Source organism: Pseudomonas sp. S37, from assembly GCF_016658545.1.
In the GTDB taxonomy this organism is placed as follows: Bacteria; Pseudomonadota; Gammaproteobacteria; order Pseudomonadales; family Pseudomonadaceae; genus Aquipseudomonas.
On sequence record NZ_JACVZC010000036.1, the window covers coordinates 23714 to 48189 of the forward strand.

23 protein-coding genes are annotated in these 24476 nt (G+C 64.7%); 12 read left to right on the forward strand and 11 right to left on the reverse strand.

What is annotated here, in order from left to right; translation table 11 throughout:
* Positions 1–85: 85 nt before the first annotated feature.
* Genes IAE39_RS13790 through IAE39_RS13805 form a run of 4 tightly spaced genes read left to right on the forward strand, consistent with a single transcriptional unit; the run spans position 86 to position 3915 of the window.
* Positions 86–1150 carry an acyl-CoA dehydrogenase family protein gene (locus IAE39_RS13790; RefSeq protein WP_201203250.1) on the forward strand — a complete coding sequence of 355 codons (1065 nt, stop codon included), beginning with the start codon at positions 86–88 and terminating at the stop codon, positions 1148–1150.
* Positions 1147–1968 (forward strand): ABC transporter ATP-binding protein, encoded by an 822-nt coding sequence (locus IAE39_RS13795; protein ID WP_201203251.1) that lies wholly within the window; start codon positions 1147–1149, stop codon positions 1966–1968. Before IAE39_RS13790 ends, IAE39_RS13795 begins: the two co-directional genes overlap by 4 nt.
* A complete protein-coding gene (locus IAE39_RS13800) occupies positions 1955–3160 on the forward strand; it encodes an ABC transporter substrate-binding protein (protein WP_201203253.1) in 1206 nt (401 codons plus the stop codon). The genes IAE39_RS13795 and IAE39_RS13800 overlap by 14 nt, the downstream gene beginning before the upstream one ends.
* Positions 3160–3915 carry an ABC transporter permease gene (locus tag IAE39_RS13805; protein WP_201203254.1) on the forward strand — a complete coding sequence of 252 codons (756 nt, stop codon included), beginning with the start codon at positions 3160–3162 and terminating at the stop codon, positions 3913–3915. The genes IAE39_RS13800 and IAE39_RS13805 overlap by 1 nt, the downstream gene beginning before the upstream one ends.
* Positions 3916–4035: 120 nt before the next feature.
* Here IAE39_RS13805 and IAE39_RS13810 read toward each other — a convergent pair whose 3' ends face one another.
* Together IAE39_RS13810 and argC are read right to left on the reverse strand one after the other, a co-directional pair.
* Positions 4036–4722, reverse strand: coding sequence for a GNAT family N-acetyltransferase (locus tag IAE39_RS13810; protein ID WP_201203255.1), 687 nt, complete (start codon positions 4720–4722; stop codon positions 4036–4038).
* An 80-nt stretch (positions 4723–4802) separates the two neighbouring features.
* Positions 4803–5744, reverse strand: a complete 942-nt coding sequence (argC, locus tag IAE39_RS13815) for an N-acetyl-gamma-glutamyl-phosphate reductase (protein WP_201203256.1) — start codon at positions 5742–5744, stop codon at positions 4803–4805.
* Between the two features lie 113 nt (positions 5745–5857).
* Between argC and IAE39_RS13820 the strand changes: the two genes are divergently transcribed.
* Positions 5858–6739, forward strand: a complete 882-nt coding sequence (locus IAE39_RS13820) for a LysR family transcriptional regulator (RefSeq protein WP_201203287.1) — start codon at positions 5858–5860, stop codon at positions 6737–6739.
* A 125-nt stretch (positions 6740–6864) separates the two neighbouring features.
* On the opposite strand, the gene IAE39_RS13825 is transcribed toward IAE39_RS13820, so the two are convergent.
* Both IAE39_RS13825 and IAE39_RS13830 read right to left on the reverse strand, forming a co-directional pair.
* On the reverse strand, positions 6865–7071 hold the full coding sequence (locus IAE39_RS13825; protein WP_201203258.1) for a tautomerase family protein: 207 nt from the start codon (positions 7069–7071) through the stop codon (positions 6865–6867).
* Positions 7072–7089: 18 nt separating this feature from the next.
* A complete protein-coding gene (locus tag IAE39_RS13830; RefSeq protein WP_201203260.1) occupies positions 7090–7824 on the reverse strand; it encodes an SDR family NAD(P)-dependent oxidoreductase in 735 nt (244 codons plus the stop codon).
* Between the two features lie 123 nt (positions 7825–7947).
* On the opposite strand from IAE39_RS13830, the gene IAE39_RS13835 reads away from it, so the two are divergent.
* Both IAE39_RS13835 and IAE39_RS13840 read left to right on the forward strand, forming a co-directional pair.
* A complete protein-coding gene (locus tag IAE39_RS13835; RefSeq protein ID WP_201203262.1) occupies positions 7948–8868 on the forward strand; it encodes a LysR family transcriptional regulator in 921 nt (306 codons plus the stop codon).
* A 94-nt stretch (positions 8869–8962) separates the two neighbouring features.
* Positions 8963–9235 (forward strand): hypothetical protein, encoded by a 273-nt coding sequence (locus tag IAE39_RS13840; RefSeq protein WP_201203264.1) that lies wholly within the window; start codon positions 8963–8965, stop codon positions 9233–9235.
* Between the two features lie 66 nt (positions 9236–9301).
* Here IAE39_RS13840 and IAE39_RS13845 read toward each other — a convergent pair whose 3' ends face one another.
* Positions 9302–9952, reverse strand: a complete 651-nt coding sequence (locus IAE39_RS13845) for a TIGR04211 family SH3 domain-containing protein (protein WP_201203266.1) — start codon at positions 9950–9952, stop codon at positions 9302–9304.
* Between the two features lie 325 nt (positions 9953–10277).
* The gene (locus IAE39_RS13850; RefSeq protein WP_201203268.1) at positions 10278–11327 is read right to left on the reverse strand and encodes a YncE family protein; all 1050 of its coding nucleotides are present in this window, start codon (positions 11325–11327) and stop codon (positions 10278–10280) included.
* A gap of 134 nt (positions 11328–11461) precedes the next feature.
* On the opposite strand from IAE39_RS13850, the gene IAE39_RS13855 reads away from it, so the two are divergent.
* Positions 11462–12010 carry a TetR/AcrR family transcriptional regulator gene (locus IAE39_RS13855; RefSeq protein ID WP_201203269.1) on the forward strand — a complete coding sequence of 183 codons (549 nt, stop codon included), beginning with the start codon at positions 11462–11464 and terminating at the stop codon, positions 12008–12010.
* 7 nt (positions 12011–12017) lie between these two features.
* On the opposite strand, the gene IAE39_RS13860 is transcribed toward IAE39_RS13855, so the two are convergent.
* Positions 12018–13205, reverse strand: a complete 1188-nt coding sequence (locus tag IAE39_RS13860; protein ID WP_201203271.1) for an MFS transporter — start codon at positions 13203–13205, stop codon at positions 12018–12020.
* A 117-nt stretch (positions 13206–13322) separates the two neighbouring features.
* Between IAE39_RS13860 and IAE39_RS13865 the strand changes: the two genes are divergently transcribed.
* On the forward strand, positions 13323–13802 hold the full coding sequence (locus IAE39_RS13865) for a VOC family protein (protein WP_201203273.1): 480 nt from the start codon (positions 13323–13325) through the stop codon (positions 13800–13802).
* A 20-nt stretch (positions 13803–13822) separates the two neighbouring features.
* Here the strand turns inward: IAE39_RS13865 and IAE39_RS13870 are convergent, their stop codons facing one another.
* Positions 13823–14827, reverse strand: coding sequence for a LysR family transcriptional regulator (locus IAE39_RS13870; protein WP_201203275.1), 1005 nt, complete (start codon positions 14825–14827; stop codon positions 13823–13825).
* Positions 14828–15029: 202 nt separating this feature from the next.
* On the opposite strand from IAE39_RS13870, the gene dddP reads away from it, so the two are divergent.
* On the forward strand, positions 15030–16376 hold the full coding sequence (gene dddP, locus IAE39_RS13875) for a dimethylsulfonioproprionate lyase DddP (protein WP_201203277.1): 1347 nt from the start codon (positions 15030–15032) through the stop codon (positions 16374–16376).
* 118 nt (positions 16377–16494) lie between these two features.
* Here dddP and IAE39_RS13880 read toward each other — a convergent pair whose 3' ends face one another.
* Genes IAE39_RS13880 through IAE39_RS13890 form a run of 3 tightly spaced genes read right to left on the reverse strand, consistent with a single transcriptional unit; the run spans position 16495 to position 22197 of the window.
* Entirely contained in the window at positions 16495–17868 is a 1374-nt protein-coding gene (locus IAE39_RS13880; RefSeq protein WP_201203279.1) for an efflux transporter outer membrane subunit, read from the reverse strand.
* The gene (locus IAE39_RS13885; RefSeq protein WP_201203281.1) at positions 17868–21002 is read right to left on the reverse strand and encodes an efflux RND transporter permease subunit; all 3135 of its coding nucleotides are present in this window, start codon (positions 21000–21002) and stop codon (positions 17868–17870) included. Before IAE39_RS13885 ends, IAE39_RS13880 begins: the two co-directional genes overlap by 1 nt.
* Position 21003: 1 nt before the next feature.
* Positions 21004–22197 (reverse strand): efflux RND transporter periplasmic adaptor subunit, encoded by a 1194-nt coding sequence (locus tag IAE39_RS13890; protein ID WP_236548564.1) that lies wholly within the window; start codon positions 22195–22197, stop codon positions 21004–21006.
* 150 nt (positions 22198–22347) lie between these two features.
* On the opposite strand from IAE39_RS13890, the gene IAE39_RS13895 reads away from it, so the two are divergent.
* On the forward strand, positions 22348–23742 hold the full coding sequence (locus tag IAE39_RS13895; protein WP_201203283.1) for an ATP-binding protein: 1395 nt from the start codon (positions 22348–22350) through the stop codon (positions 23740–23742).
* Complete coding sequence (locus tag IAE39_RS13900) at positions 23739–24401, forward strand: response regulator (protein WP_201203285.1); 663 nt, start codon at positions 23739–23741, stop codon at positions 24399–24401. The genes IAE39_RS13895 and IAE39_RS13900 overlap by 4 nt, the downstream gene beginning before the upstream one ends.
* Positions 24402–24476: the final 75 nt, after the last annotated feature.

The window sequence follows — 24476 nt, forward strand, 5'->3', positions numbered from 1 at the left end:
CGGCCATACCACGGTCGTTGTAGAAGCGGCCTTGTGCCGTGAATGGGGCCGCCAGGCGGCCCGGCGTTCTCAAAGGAGCAAGACCATGCAAGATTGTGCATTTCGACACTGGCTGGATGCCAATGCCGAGGCCATCGACCGGGGCCTGTGCGAGCCGCAGCAGGTGCTGGCGCAGATCGCCGAATCGCAGCTGTTGCGTGTGGGGGTCGACCCGGCGCTGGGTGGCACGGGCGGGCAGGTGACCGACGCGGTCGAGGCCATTGCCGCCATCGCCAGCCGCTCGTTGGCCGCTGCTTTTGTCTGCTGGGGCCAGCGCGCCTTTATCGAATACTTGTTGCACAGCCCCAACCAGGCGCTGCGCGAGCGTTTACTGCCACGCCTGCTGACCGGTGAACTGGCCGGCGCCACCGGGCTGTCCAACGCCATGAAGTTCCTTTCGGGTATCGAAGCGCTGCAGGTGCGTGGTCGCCCGGCGGCCGAGGGCTGGCATTTGGAAGGGCGTTTGCACTGGGTGACCAACCTGCGCAAGAGCGGTTTCGTGGTGGCGGCGGCCATCGAAGACGAAGCGGGTGGTGCACCGTTCGTGCTGGCCATTCCGTCCGACGCGCAAGGCCTTGAGCGATCCGATGACTTGCAACTGATGGGCCTGCAGTCGAGCAACACGGCCGCATTGGCCTTCCACCAGGTGCAACTGGCGCGTGACTGGCTGCTGCATGAAAATGCCCGCGAGTTCCTGCCACGGGTACGCCCGGCGTTCCTGGCGCTGCAATGCGGCATGGCTATCGGCCTGGCGCGACGGGCACTGCAAGAGGTGCAGACGCACCTGCATGGCCGTGCCTCGTTCCTCGATGAAGCCCGCCAAGTGCTCAGCGAACGCCTGGAAAACACCGTCAGCGAGCTCAAGCAGGGCCTGCTCGATGGCCGCTTCCAGCAACAGCCGGCGGCCTTGTTCAAGCTGCGCATCACCTTGGCCGAGAGCGCTGCCGACGCAGTGCAGCTGGAGTTGCAGGCCAGTGGTGGCAAAGCCTACCTCAGCGAGTACGGCGAAGGCTTTGCCCGCCGCTGGCGCGAGTCGGCCTTTGTGCCGATCGTAACGCCCAGTCTGGTGCAACTGCGCGCCGAGCTGCAACGCCAGGCGGGCGCTGCATGAGTGCTGTGTTGCTCGAGGCGCGTGATATCAGCCTGGGCTACCCGCGCGAGGACGGCTGGCAGCAGGTGCTGGCGCAGTTCGACCTGCAATTGGCGCCGGGCGAGGTGGTGAGCATCCTTGGCCCCAGCGGTGTCGGCAAGTCCAGCTTGCTGCGGGTGCTGGCCGGCCTGCAACAGCCGGGTGGCGGCAGCGTGAGCCTGCATGGCCAGCCGTTGCAGGGCCCGCACCCACGCCTGGCGGTGGCTTTTCAGGACCCGAGCCTGCTGCCTTGGCTAAGCCTGGAAAAGAACGTTGCTTTTGGCCTGGACTTTGCCCGCCAGCCCAAGCTGGCCGCTGCCGAACGGCGTGCGCGCATCGACCATGCAATTGCCGCCGTGGGCCTGGCCCATGCCCGTGGGCAGTACCCGGCGCAGCTGTCTGGCGGCATGGCCCAGCGTACCGCACTGGCCCGCTGCCTGGCTCGCCAGCCGGAGGTGCTGTTGCTCGACGAGCCGTTTGGCGCGCTGGATGAAGTGACCCGCGCCGACATGCAGCAACTGCTGCTGCAACTGATCGCCACCCACAACACGGCGGCGGTGTTGATTACCCACGATATCGACGAAGCCCTGCTGTTGTCCGACCGGGTGCTGCTACTGGGCAACCACCCAGCGCACATCCTCGGCCAGTGGCACATCGACCTGCCGCAACCACGGACGCAGCGGGTCGAAGAACTGGGCGCCTTGCGCATTGAAATCCTCAAGACCCTTCGGCGGGCAAGCCGCACAGTCGAACCCACCCCAACCCCGTTGCCCTCGGAGGCTGTCCATGTGCATGGATGACTGCTGTTCCACTTCTTCGCGTCGTGATTTCCTCAAGCTCGGTGCCATGCTGACCGCCGCGGGTGCCTTGCCGTTGCTGTCGAGCCTGCAGGCCCGCGCTGCGGCCGAGCCGGACGCGCCGGTGCGCATCGGCTACCTGCCGATCACCGACGCCACGCCGTTGTTGGTGGCGCACAACAACGGCTTGTTCGAGGCCGAAGGCATCAAGGCCGAGCGCCCGGTGTTGCTGCGTAGCTGGGCCCAGGTGATCGAAGCGTTCATTTCCGGCCAGGTCAATGTCATCCACCTGTTATCGCCAATGACCGTATGGGCCCGCTACGGCAGTAAAGTACCGGCCAAGGTGGTGGCCTGGAACCACGTCGGCGGTTCGGGCCTGACCGTGGCCCCGGACATCAGCGACATGAGACAGCTGGGTGGCAAGACCGTTGCCATACCGTTCTGGTACTCGATCCACAATGTGGTGCTGCAGCAGATGCTCAACGACAATGGCCTGACGCCAGTGTCCAGGCCCGCCAACGCGCCATTGGCCGCCAACGAGGTCAACCTGCTGGTGCTACCGCCCTCCGACATGCCCCCGGCCCTGGCCAGCAAGCGCATCGCCGGCTACATCGTCGCCGAACCGTTCAACGCCCTGGCCGAGAACCTCAAGGTTGGCCGCGTGCAGCGCTTCACGGGTGATGTGTGGCGCAACCATGCCTGTTGCGTGGTGTTCATGCACGAACACGACCTGAACAACCGCCCGGAGTGGTCGCAGAAGGTGGTCAACGCCATCGTCAAGGCCCAGCACTGGACCCGTGACCACCGCGCCGAAGCCGCCGCCTTGCTGTCCAAGGCCGGCCCCAACAAGTACACGCCGCATGAGCCGGCGGTACTGACCAAGGTCCTGGCCCCGGCGGCAGAAGACCGCGCTGGCTACATCGCCAGTGGTGCGATTCGCCATCAGCAGTGGGATGAAAAGCGCATCGACTTCCAGCCATACCCGTTCCCCAGCTACACCGAAGAGCTGGTCAAACGCCTGAAGACCACCCTGATCGAAGGCGACAACGCGTTCCTCGCCGGGTTGGACCCGGCGCATGCCGCCCGCGACCTGGTTGACGACCGTTTCGTGCGCAATGCCATCGCTGCAGTGGGTGGGCCGTCGGTGTTCGGCATTGCCGACAACTTCGAGCGTAGCGAGGAGTTCGCGGTCTGATGCGCACGCATGTCGTACATGCCGGGCTAGGCCTGGCCGGGTTGTCGGGTTTGTTGCTGCTGTGGTGGGCTGGCGTGGCCGTGTTTGGCCAGGCCGATGGCCTGTCGGCGCGTTTTTCGCCGGCAGCCACCTTGGCCAGCCTGGTCGAGTTGCTGGGGCAGGGCGAGGTTTACGGGCATATCTGGGTCAGCCTCAAGCGCATCCTGATTGGCCTGTTGCTGGCGCTGCTGATCGGTGTACCGCTGGGCTTGCTGGTGGGCAGCTACCGGCACCTGGAGGCGGCAACCACGCCGGCGTTTCAGTTCCTGCGCATGATCTCGCCGTTGTCGTGGATGCCGGTGGTGGTGATGCTGATGGGCGTGGGTGATCAGCCGATCTACTTCCTGCTGGCGTTTGCCGCGTTGTGGCCGATCCTGCTCAACACCGCCGCCGGGGTCCGGCAACTGGACCCGCGCTGGCTGCAACTGAGCCGCAGCTTGAGTGCCACGCGCTGGGAGACCCTGTGCAAGGTGATCGTGCCGGGCGTGATCGGCCATGTGCTGACCGGTGTGCGGCTGGCTATCGGTATCCTGTGGATCGTGCTGGTGCCGTGCGAAATGCTTGGGGTGAGTGCGGGGCTGGGGTATTTCATTCTCGATACCCGCGACCGGCTGGCATATTCCGAACTGATGGCGATGGTGCTGCTGATTGGTGTGCTGGGCTTCATGCTCGATGCCCTGGCCCGCGGGCTGCATCGGCGCTGGGTGCATGGCTGACTGGCCAATGGGGTTTCTTCGCGGGTGAACCCGCTCCCACAACTGCACCACAGAGACCTGTGTTGTATCTGTGGGAGCGGGTTAATCGAGGCGTCGAACCGCCGCGAAGAGGCCCTAAGATCAATGCACCATGTTGCGCTGCCGCACACACTCCTGCGCCTGGGCAGCCAGTTCATCCAGCCGCTCATCACGCATCTGTTCCGCCTCGATCATCGCATCCTCACCCTGCTGGTTAAGCAGGTAGGTGTGAATCTGCAGCACTTCCGCCGCCTGGTAAATCGGCGCAATGTCCAGCCGCCCGATCAACGCGCCGCTGGCCTGCCCGGTGCTGCTCATCAGTACCTGCGGGCCGTTGGCGGCCACTACTTGCATGCCCATGGCCTCGAACCACGGCACCTGGCTGGCGAAGGCGTTCAGCTCGACACAGGCATGACGCGCCTGCAGGTCGCCGAGCAGGGCGCGGGCAATGCCCTGGCGCCGATGGCTGGCGCGCACGGCGAGGAATTCCAGGGCGCAGGCCTGCTGGTCGTCCTCGGCTGGCAGCGACAGGGCAAAGCCCAGTAACTGGTCCGGTGCGTCGGCGTCCAGCGCCAGGGTCAGCGCCACGGCCAGGCCGCGGCTGCCGTCCAGGGCTTGCAGGTACTGGTGCACCTCCATGCCGACGCCGTACTGGTACAGCGGGTACAGCGGGTTATCGACCGTGATGGCGACACTGCTCAGGTCGCCGACATTGTGGATCACCAGCTCGCGGATCTGGTTCTGGAAAGATTCGGGCGGCACGCTGTCGAGGCGGCTCAGGATGAACATCGGGGGGCAGGCTCCGGCGGGTGAGAATACAGCCCGCGCCGTGTTGGCGCGGGTTGTACAGTTTAACCGGTTTTGCCGGTTCAGCCTTGTGCCCGTAATGCACCGAGCATCAGGTCGAGGTTTAGCACCGCCGCGCCAGAGGCGCCTTTGCCCAGGTTGTCGAATACTGCGGTGAGCAATACCTGGCCATGCTCAGGGTTGGCGTACAGCGCCAGGCGCAGGTCGTTACTGTTGTTCAGCGCCTCAGGGTCGAGGTTGGCGGCCGCGCCGTGCTGGTGCAGGGGTATCACCTGGACGTGACGGGCCCCCTGGTAATGTTGCGCCAGGCAGGCCTGCAACTGTTCGGCGCTGACCTGGCCTGGTAGCAGGCGCAACTGCAGGGGAATGCTCAGCACGATGCCCTGGCGGTAGGCGCCGTAGCCGGGCATGAACATCGGCCGTGCCGACAGCCCGGCGTGCTGCTGGATCTCGGGTACGTGCTTGTGTGCCAGTTCCAGCCCGTACAGTTGCAGGGTCGGGGCTTTGTCGGCGCCGGGTTGCTCATGCCGTTCTACTGCCGCGCGACCGCCGCCGGAGTAGCCGGAGATCGCGTGGATGTTCAGCGGGTAGTCGGCAGGCAGCAGGCCGGCCTTGACCAGTGGCCGTAGCAGGGCGATGGCGCCGGTGGGGTAGCAGCCAGGATTGCTGACGCGCGTGCTTTGCGCGATGCGCTCGGCCTGCTGATCGTCCAGCTCCGGCAGGCCATAAACCCAGCCTGGGGTGGTGCGGTGCGCGGAGCTGGCGTCGATCACCCGTACCTGTGGGTTGTGGATGGCGGCCACGGCCTCGCGGGCGGCGTCGTCGGGCAGGCACAGCAAAGCAATGTCGGCGCTGTTGATCGCTTCGCGGCGGCGATGCGGGTCTTTGCGTTCGGCCTCGGGCAGGGTCAGCAGGCGCAGGTCGGTACGGCCTTGCAGGCGTGCATGGATCTGCAGGCCGGTGGTGCCTTGGTCGCCGTCGATGAAAACAACAGGGGTGAGCATGGTCGGGGTCCGGTGGGGGAGGGATGGCCTATGTTCGCTTGCGGCTTGGGTAAAGAAAATTTGTATATGATGACCTAAGTATTCAGGTTTTCTGAATGTTACCGACAGTGACCATGCGCGAAATCAGCCTCGACCGCCTCCGCACCCTGGTGGTCATCAGCGACCTGGGCTCCTTTGCCGAGGCCGCCCGCCAGCTCAACCTGGCGCCACCCACCATCAGCCTGCACGTGGCGGAGCTGGAGGCGCGCATTGGCGCACCGTTGCTTACCCGCACCCGTGGCCAGGTACGGCCCACGGCCATTGGTGAAACCCTGCTGAGCCGTGCCCGCCGCCTGCTGGCCGACGCTGACCTGGCGCTGGAAGAAGTACGCCGCCAGGTCGAAGGCCTGACCGGGCGAGTGCGCCTGGGTGCTTCTACCGGGGCCATCGCCCACCTGCTGCCACAGGCACTGGCGCGCCTGCGGGTCGAGCACCCGGGGATCGATGTGCAAGTGCAGGTGCAGACCTCCCAGGCATCGTTGGCCGGTTTGCGCGAGGGTACGTTGGATATCGGCCTGGTGGCCTTGCCACAGGTGGCGGGCAAAGGCCTGACGGTTACCCCATGGCGGCGTGACCCGATCCTGGCGTATGTGCCGGCCGACTGGCAGCCACCGGCCAAGGTCACCCCGGCCTGGCTGGCGCAACGGGCGTTGATCCTGAACGACAACAGCACCCAGCTGTCGCGGGTGACGGGTGAGTGGTTCGCGGCGGCAGGGTTGTACCCGGAGCCGCGAATCGAGCTGAACTACAACGATGCGATCAAGAGCCTGGTCGGCGCCGGGTACGGGGCGACGCTGCTGCCGCAGGAGGGCGAGGCGGCGGAGCTGGACCGGCGTATTGCCCGCCGGCCGCTGCGGCCAGGGTTGTGGCGGCAGTTGGGCATTGCCTGCCGGGAAGGGCAGGTGGAACGGGCCACGGGGTATGTGTTGCAGGCATTGGAGCGGTTGCGCCAGTAGGGTCTGCTGCGCAGCCCAATCGCCGGCAAGCCAGCGCCCAATGTGACCGCACTATGTTTAAGCCTGCGGGTAACCCTGTGGGAGCGGCCTTGCGTCGCGAAAGGGCTGCGCAGCAGCCCCGGGCCTCAACCCCGCTCCCGCGCCCGCACCTCGGTCACGGTTTCTCCACCTACCCCCCAGTTATCGGTCGGTACCTCTTCAATCACCACAAAGGTACTGCCCGGCGGTTTGCCCAGCACTTGCTGCAGCATGTGGGTGGTCTGCTCGATCAACTGCCGCTTGTGCTCGGCCGTTACGCCTTCATCGGTCACGCGAATATGTACATAAGGCATGGTTTTCTGCTCCCTTGATCAGTGCCAGGTGCCGGCAGTGCTACCACCGTCCACCGGCAGAATCACGCCACTGACAAAGCGCGAATCGACCAGGTACAGCACCGCGTCCACCACGTCCTGCGGCGTGCCGGTGCGGCCACTGGGTGACAATGCGCCCATGCCCTGCACACTGTCGCCATGCAGCGGTGTATCGATGATCCCGGGTGCCACCGCGTTCACCTGCACGCCACTGGCCGCCAGTTCCAGTGCCAGGCCTTTGACTGCCTGGTTCAGGCCACCTTTCACCAGCACCGGCAGCAGTGCCGGTACGCGGGTATCGGGTTGCAGGGCGATCGAGGCAGTAATGGCGATGATCTGCCCATGCCCTTGCGCGCTCATGATCCGGGCCGCCTCCTGGGCGGGGTAGAAGAAGCCCTTGAGGTTGGTGCCGACCAAGGCGTCGACATCCGCTTCGCTGTAAGCGGCAAACGGCTTGGCAATGAAGATGCCGGCATTGTTGATCAGGATGTCGACACCCCCAAAGGCTTCAACAGCGCTGGCAAACAGCCGCTGCGCGGTGTCCCGTTCAGCAATGTCGCCAGCCACGCCAATAAACCGCGATGGCTTGCCAAGACGAGCGGCAGCCTGGTCCAGGCGTGCCTGGCTGCGGGCATTGCCGACTACGTTGTAGCCGCGGTCGAGGAAGGCCTCGGCCAGGGCGAAGCCCAGGCCGCTGGAGGCCCCGGTGATAATGACGGTGCGTGGTGTGTTCATCTGCTTTTCTCCCGTGAAGTGAGCCATCGGCTCGGTGTAACGCCACTGTAGGCCGCTACCCATGCTTGAAAAATGGGGCGAAAGGCATTTCAATCGATACACCATGTAATCAATTGAGCCGTCATGAGCCGACATTTCGATGACCTGCAACTGGGCAGCCTGGAACTGTTCTGCCTGGCCGCTGACTGCGGCAGCTTCACCGCTGCGGCCACCCAGGCCGGCGTTACTCCGGCGGCGGTCAGTCGCAGTGTCGCGCGCCTGGAGGAGCGCCTTGGGGTGCGCCTGTTCATCCGCACCACGCGGCAGATGCGCCTGTCGGCTGCCGGGCAAACCTATTACCAGCAGTGCCGGCAAGCGCTGGGGCAACTGGTTGAGGCCGAACGCCAGGTCACGGGCGGGCAGGCCGAGCCGAGTGGTCTATTGCGCATCAGTGCACCCACACCCTATGCCCATCACCGGCTGTTGCCGTTGCTGCCGCGCTTTCGCCAGCGCTACCCGCAGGTGCGGGTGGATGTGCATGTCAGCAACCGCAACGTCGACTTCGCCGAAGAACCGTTCGACCTGGCCATCCGTGGCCGCGCGCCGGCCGACTCACGCCTGGTGGCGCGTCGCCTGGAGGACGCCGAGCTGGTGGTAGTGGCCACGCCAGGGTACCTGGCTCGCGCTGGCATGCCGCAGGTGCTGCAGGACTTGCAGCAGCACGAGTGCATCCAGTTCGAGATGCCCAGCAGCGGCCGACGCCCGCCGTGGAGTTTTCGCCAGGATGGCGGCCAGGTAGAGGTCGAAACCCAAGGCGCGTTTACCTGCCTGGGTGACTTCCTCGCCACGGCCACGCTGGTGCGCCATGGTGGCGGCTTGATGCAGGCTTACCGCTTTACCGTGCAGGACGCACTGGCCAGCGGCGAACTGGTGGAGGTATTGGCCGAATTCGGCGGCACTTCACGGCCATTCATGCTGATCTACCCGCAGGCCCGGCATATGCCGTTGCGGGTACGGGTGTTCATTGATTTCCTGTTTGCCGAGGCCGGGTTACCGCTGGGCTGAAGCGCGGCGAAGCAGGCACGGGGCAACTATGCTCTTTGCTGCGTCGAGACACATGTACCTCGACGAACCTTAGGGTTTTCCAGGAGAACGCTCCATGAAATCCACGAAATGCATACCCTTGCTGGTGATTGCCTCTGTCCTCAGTTTTGCCGCACACGCAGACCCCGAGAGCAACTGTGCGGCCAAGATCAAAGAGCTTGAAGACTTCCACAAGGCCAGTGGTCAGGCGATGCATGGCGGCATGGCCCATGACTTCAAAGTCCATCTGCAAAATGCAAAGGATGCTCAGAGCAAGGGGGATATGGCTCAGTGCCAGGCCTCGGCGGACCAAGCCAAGACCATCTATAACAAGGCACGTAGCAAGTAGTGGCATGTTTTGCACAGGCCTCTTCGCGCCGAACCGCCGCGAAGAGGCCTGTGCAGGATGGCCCGGTCAGAACCAGCGATCGTTCTTCTTCCGCCCACGGGTCAGCGCCGGCAGGATCAAGCCCGCCAACAACCCTGCGCCGGCAATGCTGCCGCCATACACCATGTAGCGCATCATCACCTGTTTGTTCTCATCCCCAAGGCGCGCCTGGGTATCGCGCAGCGCCGACTGGCTCTGGTCAAACTGCTCGTTCAGTGCCTTGTTGCGTGCCTCCAGCTCGTCGATCAGCTTTTTGCGCGAATCCAGCGTTTCCTGCATGCCTTGCACACGGTTCTTCCAGCTGTCGTCGATGGTCTTCAGCTGACTGGTCAGTTCTGCGACCTGGGTGTCGAGCATCGGCAAGCGTTCGTTCTGCCCGGGTACCGACTGCAGGTCGTTGCTGAGGATCCACACCACATCACCGTTCTGGCCGCGCACCTGGCTGTAATTGCCCTGGCTGCCGATCAGGGTCAGCTTTTGTCCGGACTTTAGCGTGCCGACAATGCGGTGGCCGTCGGTGGGCCCGCTACGCACATAGGTGCTCAGGCTGTCGCTAACCCAGCGCGCATCGCTGGCGGGCTCTTCGGCGTGCACCGGTGCGGCAAGGGCCACCAGGGCGGCAATCAGGCCGCCGCGCAGGGCAGGGAGGGCGGAGGCAGTTGGGCGGGATTCGGGCATGTTGGGTCTTCGCTGAAACAGGACAAAAGTAGGCCCGATGACTGGGCCGATGAACCGGTCGGTGAGTTGACCGTCAGCGAAAGACCGTATTTTTGTCAGCAGGTTCATCGCCGGGTGTCGGAAATGTCTGCAGGATGTTGCAGGACCTGCCCGGTGCGCTGCGTTGGCGATGACGCATTTGTCAAAACCTTCGCGGTCCCTTGTAGGAGCGGCTTTAGTCGCGAACACCGGCAAAGCCGGTGCCCGTCACTGTGTTGCTTGCTTCGCGGCGGTTCGACGCCTCGATAAACCCGCTCCTGCAAGGGATCTGCGCGAGCCTACCTGATCAACCCTCGGGCTGCGGCATGATCGCCAATGCATCCGGCTCTGGCCCGGTCGGCCAGCGCGCCTTTTCGCTCCAGTTGGCCGTATCGATCACCGCCACCTGGTCGCCACCGCTGATCGCCACATAGGCGCGCTTGCCATCCGGCGACACCACTGCACCTATCGGCAACGCTTCGGCCCCCAGCATTGTCTCGCGGTACTCGTCGCCTTCCCGGGCCAGGCTGATGCGCTTGATTTCGCGCTTGGCCGCCACGTCGATCACCGCCAGCTCCGCCGATTTGGCGCAGGTGACCAAGGCGTATTTCCCGTCCGGGGTCATGGCGATGCGGATCGGGAACAGCCCGGTGCGGATGCGGTCGGTCACCTCGAGGCGTTGGGCATCCACGATCACCACTTCATTGCCTTCGCGGTTGCTCACCCACACCTGGCTGCCGGTCGGGGTCACCGCGATGCCCTCGCTGCCGTTACCGGTGGGGATATCACTGAGCTTTTTCTTGTGCAGCAGGTCGACCACCGAAAGGCTGCCGGAGTCCACGTGGGTGACATAGGCACGGTCGGCACCCGGTGACAGCGCCACCATGTGTGGCTTGCCACCGCCCACTTCGATACGGTCCAGCACTTTACCTTGGGCCAGGTCGACGATCAGCAGGCGCTCGCTGTCTTCGCTGGTGACCACCACGCGCTGGCTGTCGGGCAGGAAACGTATGCCATGCGGGTGCGAGTCCTTGCCCAGGTCGATGGTGCGCACCACCGTGCGGGCCGGCCAATCGATCACACTGAGGGTATTGTTGGCGGTACCATGGGCACCGTAGTTGCCGACAACCGCCAATTGGCCATTGCCAGCCACCACCAGTTCATGGGGGCCGGTGCCGACCTGCAGGCGCAGCAGTTCCTTGCCATTGCTGACGTCCAGCGCCGAAACGCTGGCGTCGGCCTTGTTGCCCACCAACAGCACATCGCCAGCCTGCGCCAGTGGTGCGCAGGCCAGCAAGGCACCGGCCAGGGCCAGGTGACGGAATCGGGAAAGCATCGGGTCGTAGGTAAAAGGCATGTCCAGTCTCCTGTGGATTGCAGTCCATGTTGCATGCTCAACACCTGTGACCGGGGCGGGTGGCCAGGAATTCAGTTTTTTGAAGGCAGCGCCAAGCTTGCTATCCTCGCCGCAACAGCAGCCGCGAGCCCCCCATGCCAAGACCCCGCAAGCAGAACACCGATACCCCCGACAGCAAGGCCTTGATCATCGAGGCCGCATTGCGGGTCATTCGCCAGGAGGGCGCCGGGTGTGCCACCTATCGGCGCATTGCCGCCGAGGCCGGGGTGTCGCCGGGGACCATGACTTACCACTTTGCCAACATCAACGAAATCGTCGCGGCTGCCTTCGTGAGGATGGCTGACGGTATCGCCGACCAGTATTTTCGCCAGCTCAGCGAAGCCCGCGACCGGGCGCATGCCCAGGAACTGGTCGCCGACCTGATCTGCGGCGACCTATGGAAGGCCTCGGGGCAGATGTTGCTGATTTTCGAGCTGTACACCTTCGTGTCCCGCCACCCGCAATACACCTACGTGATGGATGACTGGATGGCGCGCTCACGCCAGGCCCTGCAGATGCACTTCGATGCGCAGACAGCACGGGCGCTGGACGCGCTGATCGAGGGCTTCACCATTCACAATGCCTTGAGCAAGACCGTGGTCAGCCGTGATGACATCCTGGGCTTAATCAAGGCCATCACCTGAAACCGGCTCAGGCCGGCTGCAGGCGCTTGTTTTCCTGCAGCGCCGAGGCCAGCACAAACGCGATCGCCACCAGCACCAGCACCGGCAGCATGGCCAGGCGCAGGCCGTAGTGCTCCCCGAGGAAGCCCAGCAGCGGTGGCCCGACCAGGAATGCCAGGTAGCCCGCGGTGGCCGCCAGCCGCACGCGCTGGTTACTGTGTTCGCCACTTTCGCCCGCCGCCGAGATGGCCAGCGGGAAGCCCAGCGAGGCGCCGACGCCCCATAGCATCACGGCCGCTGCTGCCACCCATTGCACATCGCAGAACACCACCAGGGCCAGGCTCAATGCCCCGAGCAGGGCGCTGGCGCGCAGGGTAAGGGCACGGCCGAAGCGGTTGACCACCGGAGCCCCGGCGAAGCGGCCGAGGGTCATGCCGACGGTGAACACCAGGTAGATCAGGGTGCCGGTGGTTTGCGCAAAACCGTGGCCGTCGATCATCAGTAGCGGTAGCCAGTCGTTGGCGGCACCTTCGGCCAACGCCATGGCCAGCACCACGAAGCCGATCAGCAGCAGGCGACGGTCTTTCAGCAGTGCCCACCAGGAGAAACCAGCCTTGCTGTCGGCCTGCTGCGCGCCGGCCTGTTCGCTGGCCCGCGGCGCGTGACCGATCAGGGCCAGGGTAAGCAATGCCGAAAGCACGGCGATGGCCAGCAGGTGCAGGTCCAGTGGTACGTCCATGGCGGTCATGCCCATGCCAGCCAGCGCGCCAACCAGGGTGCCAAGGCTGAAGAAGCCATGCAGGGTAGTCATGATCGGTGCATCGATTGCCCGCTCTACGGCGGCCCCTTCGATGTTTGCGGCAATGTCCGCCCAGCCCATGCCAAGGCCGAACAGCAACAGGCCGGCGAACGCGCACCAGGCGCTGTCGAGGTCGCTGCTGGCCGCCAGCACACACAGCCCGGCCGACAACCCGAGCAAGCCCAGGCAGATCACCCGGTTGGCCCCAAAGCGGCCAATTATCCGACCCGCACTGAGGATGCCAAGCATGGCCCCGGCAGAAAAACCGAACAGGATCATGCCCATCTGCTCGGTAGAGGCCTGCAGGCCATCGCGCAGGGCTGGCGTGCGGGTGACCCAGGTGGCCAGCGTCAGGCCTGGGAGCAGGAACAGCAGGTAGAGGGCGTAACGCGACCAGCGGGTAACGGGGGAAGGCATGAAGGGCTCACAGCAGGTTTATCGTACGGGCGTACGGCAAAATCGTACGGCCGTACGGGCCTGGGGTCAATGCCGGGACTAGACTGAAAGGCCCACACTCTTTCATGGAGCTAGACCATGACTGCCAAGAACAGCATCTGCCTCTGGTACGACCACGATGCCGAGGAGGCGGCGAACTTCTACGCCAGCCTATTCCCTGACAGCAAAGTGATTGCCGTGCACCAGGCACCAGGTGATTACCCCTCTGGCAAGCAAGGTGACGTGATTACCGTGGAGTTCATGGTGATGGGTATTCCCTGCGTTGGGCTCAATGGCGGCAAGGCTTTCAGCCACTGCGAAGCGTTTTCGTTCCAGGTGAGTACAGAAGACCAGGCTGAAACCGACCGGCTGTGGAATGCAATTGTCGATAACGGCGGCGAGGCCAGTGTGTGCGGCTGGTGCAAGGACAGATGGGGGATATCCTGGCAGATCACCCCGCGCATCCTGATTGAAGCCATCGGCCACCCGGACCGTGCGGCGGCCAAGCGGGCATTCGAGGCCATGATGCAGATGGGCAAGATCGATGTGGCCAGGATCGAGGCGGCGTTGAGGGGCTGATAGCCACAGAGACCGCGTACCTATGTCGGCGAATCTGCTTGTGTATCTGCCTCGCTGTCTTCATGCAGCGACCAGTCGAACTGCTCGGCCAGCCAGTCGCGCACCTTGCAGCAACTGGCATCGCGGGCCTTGGCTTCGCTCATGCTCAGGTAATGCAGGGTTTCACGGTGCACCAGGGTTTCTTCCACCGGGCGTACCAGCAGGCCTTGTTCGACCAGCGGCGCGACCAGGTAATGCCAGCCCAGCGCCACGCCCTGGTGGTTCTGCGTCAGTTGCAGCAACAGGCTGAAGTCGTTGGCGTTGAACAGCAGCGGCGCATCGATATTGCGGCGGTCGAGGTCGATGTCCTGGTAGGCGAACCAGACTTTCCAGTCGACATGCTCGGCCACCTGCGAGCGGCCAAACGGGCTGAGGTTGAGCAGGGCGGTATCGCGCAGGCCTTCCAGGGTGCGCACTTCAGGGTGCTGTTGCAGGTACTGCGGGGTGCACACCGGGTAGATCACGTCGCACACCAGCGGCTGGCTGAAATAGCCCTGGCCGCTCTTGGCCATCTTGCAGATGAGCAGGTCCGGGTTGATGCCGTTTTCCAGGGTCAGGAAGTTCTGCGTGACCACCACGTTCAGGTCGATTTCAGGGTGGCTGGCAAAGAACGCCGGCAGTTTCGGCCCCAGCCAGAAGTTGGCGAAGGCCGGTGAACAGCACAGGGTTACCCGTTGCTTGGGGCTGTCGGTATGGCGAATGCGTTCTGCAGCCTGGGCAATGTTGGTGAACGACAACTGCACTGCGTCATAGAAGATCGACCCCGCCGGGGTCAGCTCCACGGTGCGCCCGGCGCGGTTGAACAGCTCGGCGCCCAGGTGCTCTTCCAGGTCACGGATCTGCCGGCTGATGGCGGCTTGGGTGACACACAGTGCTTCGGCTGCACGGGTGAAGTTCTGGTAGCGGGCGGCGGCGACGAAGGCCTTGACCGCGCGCAGGGAGGGCATCTTGATCAGGGTCTGATCGGGCTGAGTGTGCTTGACCATACGGTTTTGTAATCAATAGGCCCTAGAAAAAGTCGATGTAACGCGTTGTGGCCCCCGCCCTAGACTCAAGTGCAAGCAGGAGGCTGCGCTGCTCACTGAAAAGACTAATCGAATGAGCAGACGCATCAAAGCGCGATGACGTGCATTGCAGCCCGACGCACCGCTGTTTTCCAGATAACAAGAACCAGGAAATCCGCAAGCCATGATGACATCGCCGTTCTCGATCCCCGCCAGCGCCCGCCGTATCGACCCGTCCCGCCAGCGCGCCGCCGCACTCAAGGCCGATGGTTCGGTCGATGACAACGACCGCACCGAAATCGGCCCTACGCCGCTGGCCTTTGCCGAGTGGGCCGCGCTTGGCCTGCAGGCGCCGCACCTGCCTACCCTGCGCGAATACCGCCTTCAACGCATCCGCGAGCAACTGGTGGCGCGCGACCTGGGTGGCATCCTGCTGTTCGACCCGCTGAACATCCGTTACGCCACGGACACCACCAACATGCAGCTGTGGACCACTCACAACCCGGCGCGTGCCTGTTTCGTCGCCGCCAGTGGCCATATGGTGTTGTGGGACTTCCATGGCTGCGACCACCTTTCTGCGCACTTGCCGCTGGTCAGCGAGCTGCGCAGTGGTGCTTCGTTCTTCTACTTCGAAACCGGTGACCGTACCGACGAACATGCCCGGCGCTTCTGCGCCCAGGTCGACGAACTGCTACGCACCCATGCCGGCAACAACCGCCGCCTGGCCGTGGACCGGATTGAAGTTGCCGGCCTGCGTGCCCTCGATGCGCTTGGCGTGCAGGTACACAACGGCCAGGAGGTCACCGAGTTTGCGCGGTTGATCAAAGGCCCCGACGAAATCCTCGCCATGCGCTGTGCAGTGGCCGCTTGCGAAGCTTCCGTTGCCGAGATGCGCCAGGCCATGCGTGCCGGCGCTACCGAAAACGATGTCTGGGCCGCGCTGCACAGCGGCAATATTCGCCGGGGTGGCGAGTGGATCGAAACCCGCATACTCAGTTCCGGCCCGCGTACCAACCCCTGGTTCCAGGAGTCCGGCCCGCGGGTACTCAGCGATGGCGACCTGCTGTCATTCGACACCGACCTGATCGGCGTGTATGGCTTTTGTGTGGACATGTCGCGCAGCTGGATCTGCGGCGACCTGGCGCCCAGTGCCGAGCAGAAGCGCCTGTACCGCATTGCCCATGAGCATATCCACGTCAACGCCGGCATGGTCAAACCCGGTGTGCGCTTTACCGAACTCACCCGCAACGGCCACCGTCTGCCCGAGCGCTGCCGCGAGCAGCGCTACGGGGTGATGTTCCACGGTGTGGGGTTGTGCGACGAATACCCGAGCATTCGCTACCCCGAAGACCTGGAATCCTATGGCTACGAAGGCGAACTGCAGCCAGGCATGGCACTGTGCGTGGAGGCCTATGTCGGCGAAGTGGGCGGGCGCGACGGGATCAAGCTGGAGAACCAGTTGCTGGTGACCGAGGATGGCTATGAGCTGTTGACCCATTACCCGTTCGAGGAAAGCTTCTTGCGCGATTGATTTGAACAGCGCAACACATTCCTGTGGGAGCGGGTTTACCCGCGAATGCGGCGGTGAAGCCACCATCGTATTCGCGGGTGAACCCGCTCCCACAGCGGTACACCTCAGGTTCTCGGACTCAACCCTGCCAACCACCCCCAAGCACCTTGTACAACGTTACCCGGTTCTGCTGCTCGGTCAGTTCCAGGCTGATCAGTGCCTGCTGCGCCGAGTACAGCGAGCGCTGCGCATCCAGCACCTCCAGAAAACTCTCCGACCCTTGCCGGTACAACGCCAGCGACAGGTCGTAGCGCTTTTGCGTAGCGCCCGTCAGGCTGCGCTGGGCATCCAGCCGTTCATTGACATGCCCGCGCACGGCCAACGCATCCGCCACTTCACTGAAAGCCGTCTGCAGGGTCTTCTCATAGGTCGCAACCTCGATCTCCAGGTTGACCTTGGCCGCATCCAGCGCCGCGCGGTTACTGCCAGCGTTGAAGATCGGCAGGTTGATCGACGGGGCAAAGCTCCAGGCGCGGCTGCCGCCAGCAAACAACCCGGACAGCTCGCTGCTGGCGCTGCCACCGCTGGCGGTCAGGGTGACGCTGGGGAAAAACGCCGCCCGTGCCGCGCCAATGTCGGCATTGGCTGCCTTGAGCGTATGCTCGGCGGCCAGCACATCCGGGCGCCGCTGCAGCAGGCTTGATGGCAGGCCCGCCGGTACGCTGACCAGCAGCGCTGCATCGAGGCGGGCGTCCCCTGGCAGCAGTTTGTCATCCAGGCGTCGTCCCACCAGCAACTCCAGGGCATTGCGGTCCTGCTCCACCAGGCTCTGGTAGTTGGCCACGTCGGCGCGTGCCGATTCCACGGTACTCAGCGCCTGTGACAGGCTCAGGCCGGACTCGCCACCCAGCGCGTGGCTTTGCTGCACCAGTTCATGGGTTTTCTGCTGGCTGGCATAGGTGTCGCGGGCCAGTGCCAGCAACTGCTGGTCGGCCGCCAGGGTCATCCAGGCACTGGCCACTTCGGCCACCAGGCTGATCTGTGTGCTGCGCCGGGTCTGCTCCAGCGCCAGGTAGTCCTCCAGCGCGGCGTCCTTGAGGTTGCCCAGGCGGCCGAACAGGTCCAGCTCGTAACTGCTCACCCCGAGGCCGACGCTGTACTGGCTGCTGACCGCGTTGCTGCCATCGCTGACACTGCGCTGGCGGGTGCCGTCGGCGCTGGCAGGCACGGCCGGGAACAACGCTGCGCGCTGGATGCGGTACTGCGCGCGCTGGTACTCGACGTTAAGCGCCGCTACCCGCAGGTCGCGGTTGTTGGTCAACGCCAGGGCGACAGTGTCGCGCAGGCGAGTATCGACAAACAGTGATTGCCAGCTGATTTCGGCGCGAGTGCCGCTGGCGGTGGAGGGCGGCCATTGCTCGGCCACCGGCGCCGCCGGGCGCTGGTAGTCGGGGGCCAGGTTGACGCAGCCGCCCAGGGCCAGCGCCAACATCAATAGAGGGGACAGGCGCATCAGGCTTCTCCTGCGACAATGTCGCGGCGTGGGGCGTTGCGGCGCGCAGCCAGGCGCTGCACCAGCACATAGAACAGAGGGATGAAGAACAGGCCGAGCAGGGTAGCGGCGAGCATGCCACCGAGTACGCCAGTGCCGATGGCCTGGCGCCCACCGGCGCCGGCGCCGCTGCTCAGGGCCAGCGGCAGCACGCCGAGAATGAACGCCAGCGAGGTCATCAGCACCGGCCGCAGGCGGATGCGCACGGCCTCCAGGGTGGCGGCCAGCAGATCCTCGCCACGCTCGTAGCCCTCCTTGGCGAACTCGACGATCAGGATCGCGTTCTTCGCCGCCAGGCCCACCGTGGTCAGCAGGCCGACCTGGAAGTACACGTCATTGGCCAGCCCGCGCAGGCCGGTCAGCAGCACCGCGCCGAGGATGCCCACCGGCACCACCAGCATTACCGCGAAGGGCACCGACCAGCTCTCGTACAACGCCGCCAGGCACAGGAACACGAACAGGATTGAAATTGCATACAGCAGCGGCGCCTGGTTGCCGGCCAGGCGTTCCTGGTACGACTGGCCGGCCCAGGCATAGCCGATGCCTTCAGGCAGCTGGCCCATTATCTGCTCGACGGCGGCCATGGCGTCGCCTGAGCTGACACCACTGGCCGGTTCGCCAACCAGCTCGTACGAACCAAAGCCGTTGAAGCGCTCCAGCAGCGGCGAAGCCGTGCTCCACGAAGTGCGGGTGAATGCCGACAACGGCACCATGGCATCGCTGTCGTTGCGCACGTACCAGGCACCGATGTCCTCGGCCAGCATGCGCGTGTCGGCTTCGCCTTGCAGGTACACCTTCTTTACCCGGCCGGCATCGACGAAATCGTTGACGTAGCTGCCGCCCATCACTGTGCTGAGGGTGTCGTTGATATCACTGGCGGCCACGCCCATGGCGCCGGCCTTGCGATCATCGATGCTCACGTTCAGTTGCGGCGTGTCTTCCAGGCCCTGGGCGCGGACATTGGCCAGGCGCGGGTCCTGCGCAGCCAGGGCAATGAACTGGTTGCGTGCCTTGAGCAGCTCGGCGTGGCCCAAACCAGCCAGGTCCTGCAGTTGAACGTCGAAACCGGCACTCTGGCCCAGGCCCTGGATGGCCGGCGGGGCGATGACGAAGACGTTCGCGTCGAGAATCTTCGACAGCGCCCTGTTGGCCCGTTGCGCCACGGCGGCGGCGCTGTGCTCATCACCCCGGCGTTCGCTCCAGTCCTTCAGCTTGATAAAACCACGCCCCGAGTTCTGTGCGTTGCCGCCATTGCCCAGGCCACGCACGGTCAGCAGCGAAGCCACTTCAGGTTGCTGCAGCATGTAGTCCTGTACCTGGTGGCTGACTGCCAGCAGGCGTTCGTCGGTGCCACCCACTGGCAGGGTCATCTGCATCATCAGCATGCCTTGGTCTTCTTCAGGCAAGAACGCCGTGGGCAGTTTCTGCAGCATCAGCACCACGCCGCCGAGTACCAAGGCGTACACCAACAGGCTCCGCAGCGGGCGCGCCAGCACGTTGCCGACGCCTCGCTGGTAGCGCAGCGCATTGCGTTCGAAGGTACGGTTGAACCAGCCGAAGAAGCCGCGGCGCGCTTCGCCGTGGTTGGCTGTTGGCTTGAGCAAGGTGGCGCACAGGGCCGGGGTCAGGGTCATGGCCACCAGTACTGACAGCGCCATGGCTGCCACCAGGGTGACCGAGAACTGCCGGTAGATTACCCCGGTCGAGCCGCCGAAGAAGGCCATGGGCACGAACACTGCCGACAGCACCACGGCGATGCCGACCAGCGCACCGCTGATCTCGCCCATCGACTGGCGCGTCGCCTGGCGCGCAGGCAGGCCTTTTTCCGCCATGATGCGTTCAACGTTCTCCACCACCACGATGGCATCGTCAACCAACAGGCCGATGGCCAGCACCATGCCGAACAGGGTCAGCGCGTTGATCGAATAGCCGAGCAGGGCCAGTACGCCAAAGGTACCCAGCAGCACCACCGGTACCGCGATGGCCGGGATCAGCGTGGCGCGCAGGTTTTGCATGAACAGGTACATGATCAGCACCACCAGGGCGATGGCCTCGAACAGGGTCTTGACCACTTCCTCGATGGAAATCTTCACGAACGGTGCGGTGTTGTAGGCCACCTCGCTGCGCAATTGCAGCTTGCTTGGGAAGAACTGCTGCAGCTCTGCCAGTTTGGCCTGCACCGCTTGCGATACATCCAGCGCGTTGGCGCCGGTGGCCAGGCTCACCGCCAGGCCGCCGGAGGGCCGGCCATTGTGCTCGGCAACCACGTCATAACTTTCGCTGCCCAGCTCAACCCGTGCGACATCGGCCAGGGTCACCACCGCACCGGCACTGTTGTGCTTGAGTACCAGCTCGCGGAACTGCGCGGCGGTCTGCAATTTGCTGCGCGCGTTGATGGTGGCGTTCAGCTGCTGGCCAGCACGGGCGGGCAGGGCGCCCAGCTGGCCGGCGGAGGTGTCGACGTTCTGCGCCTGCAGCGCGCTGCTCACATCCGACGGCATCAGCGCGTACTGCTTGAGCTTGTCCGGGTCGAGCCAGATGCGCATGGCATAGCTCGAACCCAGGGTGGTTACCTGGCCGACACCGCTGACCCGGCTGATCTGGTCGTACAGGGTGCTGGAAATGAAGTCGCTGATGTCGGTGGCGCTGACGTCGGGGTTGTCCGACACCAGCGAGACAATGATCAGGAAGTCGCTGGCCGAGTTGTGAATTTCGATGCCTTGCTGCTGCACGGCTTCGGGCAGGCGCGCCTTGGCCTGTTCCAGCTTGGTCTGCACCAGCATCTGCGCGGTATTGATGTCGGTGCCGGCCTCGAAGGTGAGGGTGATTGAGGCACTGCCTGCCGAGCTGCTGCTGGAGGACATGTAGGTGAGGCCGTCGAGCCCGGTCATCTGCTGCTCGATCACCTGGGTGACCGAGTCCTCCATGGTCTTGGCCGAAGCACCGGTGTAGGTGGCGCTAAGGCTGATCTGCGGCGGGGCGATGTTGGGGTACTGCGCCAGTGGCAGCTGGAAGATGGCCAGGCCGCCGCCGAGCATCACCAGGATGGCGATGACCCAGGCGAAGATCGGCCGGTCGATGAAGAAACGTGCCATGTCATTCGCCCCGCTGGCTGTCGTTGCGTGCGGTCAGGGCGTTGCCCCGTACCTGGACGTGCTGGCCGACGCGGACCTTCTGCAGGCCCTGCACGATCAGCTGGTCGCCGGCCACCAGGCCCTGGCTGACCCACCAGTGGTTACCCACGGCGCGGGCCAGGGTCAGCTCGCGTTGTTGCACCTTGCCGTCGACCACCACCAGCGCGGTGGCGCCGCCACGCTCGTCGCGGCTTACGCCCTGCTGCGGCACCAGGATCGCGTCAGCCTGCACGCCTTCCTGCACGGTGGCCTTGAGGTACATGCCGGGCATCAACAGGCCGTCCGGGTTGGGTACGACGGCGCGGAAGGTGACACTGCCGGTGCTTTCATCCACGCTCACGCCATTGAAGGTGAGGGTGCCGGCATGGGCGTAGGTGCTGCCGTCTTCCAGTTCCAGGCTGATGCGCGTGGCGTCCTGCTGCGTACTGGATGCCAGCTTGCCCTCGGCCAGCTCGCGCTTCAGGCGCAGCAGGGTACTGCTGGGCTGGGTGAAGTCGACGTAGATCGGGTCCAGTTGCTGCACGGTAGTCAGCGCCGTGGTCTGCTCGGCCGTGACCAGCGCGCCGGGGGTAACCGACGAGGTGGCGGTGCGGCCATCGATGGGCGCGTTGATGCGGGTGTAGTCGAGGTTGATCCGTGCGGTACGTTGCGTGGCCTGGGCCGATTGCAGGCTGGCGCGGGCTTCGAGCAGGGCCGCCTGGGCGCTTTCGTTGTCTTCGGCACTGATGGCGTCGATCTTTACCAGTTGCGCATCGCGCCTGGCCTTGAGCTCGGCAGCCTTGAGCGTGGCGCGTGCCGAACTGACGGTGGCTTCGGCCTGGGCCAGGGCGGCCTGGTAGGTTTGCGGGTCGATCTGGTACAGCGCCTGGCCGGCCTTGACCGAGTCGCCTTCGTTGAACAGGCGCTTCTGGATGATGCCGCCCACCTGCGGGCGGATTTCGGCAATCAGGTGGGCGCTGGCACGGCCGGGCAGGGTGGTGGTCAGGGCCTGGGCGGCGCTGGTCACTTCATACACCGCAACCTCTTGCAGCGGTGGCTGCGCGGCCATGGTTTCGGCTTCGCGGCAACCGCCGATAACCAGCAGGCCGGCCCCCAGCAGCAGGGCGCGCGCCAGCGGCGAACGGGCAAACATCAGGGTGTGGAATAGCGTAGGCATCGCAGGCTCCGAGCCAAGGATTTCGATGCCGTCAGCGTGCGCGGCAATTGTGCAGGCAATGTGCAGAAAGCATGGAGATTGCCCGGCATGCCTTGCAGCGCCTGGGCCTGCGCGCTTCAATACGGGCTATTCCAATGTGCCGGCGGTGCCATGAAAGTCAGCCTTTCGCGCAAGTTCTTCTTCGCCATGCTCGCGGTGTGTGCATTTGCCGTGCTGGGCATGGTGTTTGCCGCTTACCTGAGCCTGAAATACGGCTTTCTCGGCTACCTCAACCAGCAGGCCGAGGAGCGCATGGAGCGTATCGTGCCGCGGGTCGAGCAGGCTTATGCGCGCCATGGCAGCTGGGACTTCATCCGCCGCGACAAGGACCAGTGGTTCGAGCTGCTGCGCCCGGACGACGCCCAGCCAGACAAGACCTTCGACCCCAGCCTGCTGACCGTGTCGGACCTGACCGGGGCGTTTGTGCGCTTTGCCTTGCTCGACGCCCGGCGCCAGCCGATCATCGGCTACCAGGCCGCGCCGGCCGACATGTTGCTGCGGCCGATCCAGTATCAGGGCCAGGTGGTGGGCTGGATGGCCTTGGCACCGCTGCAGTCGGTGACCAGCATTGGCGACCAGCGTTTTCAGCTCAACCAGCTGCGCTCCAGCTTGCTGATCGGCCTGGCCTGCCTGCTGGCCACGGCGGTGATCGCCTGGTGGTTGAGCCGCGCCTTGTTGCGGCCTATTCGTGAAGTGGCCAGCGCCACCCACCGCCTGGCGGCAGGTGACTACGCCATCACGTTGCCGGTGCGTTCGGCAGACGAAGCCGGGCAACTGGCCGGCGACTTCAACCGCATGGCCGCAACGCTGGCCAGCAACGAGCGCCTGCGGCGTGATTTCATGGCGGATATTTCCCACGAATTGCGCACGCCGCTGGCGGTGATGCGTGCCGAACTGGAGGCCATGGAAGATGGCATTCGCCCGCTCGACGGCAATGCCTTGCGTTCGCTGCAGGGCGAGGTAGGGGCCTTGAGCAAGCTGGTCGACGACCTGTTCGAGCTGTCGCTGGCTGAGGTGGGTGGCCCCACCTATCGCCGTGAGCGCATCGACCTCTGCGTGCTGCTACCGGTGGTTGCCGAAGCCTTTCAGGCCGGTTTTGCCGAGCGCGGCCTGCAATTGCGCGTTGAGGTACCCGCACAGCCGCTGTGGGTGCTGGGTGACGAATCGCGCCTGGGCCAGTTGCTGCACAACCTGTTGGAGAACAGCCGCCGCTACACCGATGCCGGTGGCCATACTGTGCTGCGGGCATTCCAGGAGGGGGACCAGGTGTTGGTGCAATGTGAAGATACAGCCCCCGGTGTCGACAGCGCCTCGCTGGCACGCCTGTTCGAGCGTTTTTACCGTGCCGAGCGCTCGCGTAACCGGGCCAGTGGCGGCACCGGGCTGGGCCTGGCGATCTGCCGTAGTATTGCCGAAGTGCATGGCGGCCGCCTGACGGCCAAGGCCTCGGCCATGGGCGGGCTGTTGCTGGCGCTGGCGTTGCCGGTTGCCGGAGATGACGCATGAGCCGGATACTGCTGGTGGAAGATGAACCCAAGCTGGCGGCATTGGTGGGTGATTACCTGCGTGCGGGCGGTTACAGCGTCGAGCACCTGGCCGACGGCCTGGCAGTGATGCCGGCCATTCGCCAGGGCCAGTTTGAACTGGTTCTGCTCGACCTGATGCTGCCAGGCCGTGACGGCCTGGACATCTGCCGCGAATTGCGTGGCTTTAGCCGCCTACCGTTGATCATGATGACTGCCCGGGTCGACGAGATCGACCGCCTGCTGGGCCTGGAACTGGGCGCAGACGACTATATCTGCAAGCCGTTTTCACCGCGCGAGCTGGTGGCGCGGGTCAAGGCGGTGCTGCGCCGCAGTGGCGAACAGCCAGGCAGCCTCGGCCTGGAACTGGATGCCCGGGCGTTCCAGGCCCGCTATCGTGGTGTGGCGCTGGAGCTCACGCCCGTGGAGTTCCGCATGCTGGCGGCACTGGCGGTGCGCCCGGGGCAGGTGCTGTCGCGCGACCAGTTGATGAACCACATCTACCAGGACCACCGGGTGGTGGCCGACCGCACCGTGGACAGCCATGTGAAAAACCTGCGGCGCAAGCTGACTGCGATCACACCGGGGCATGACCCGATTCGCTCGGTGTATGGGGTGGGGTATAGCCTGGAGTTCGAATAGTCGACATCTGAAAGCCTGCGCGATCCCCCTGTAGGAGCGGGGGGGGGGGGGGGGGGGGGGGGGGGGGGGGGGGGG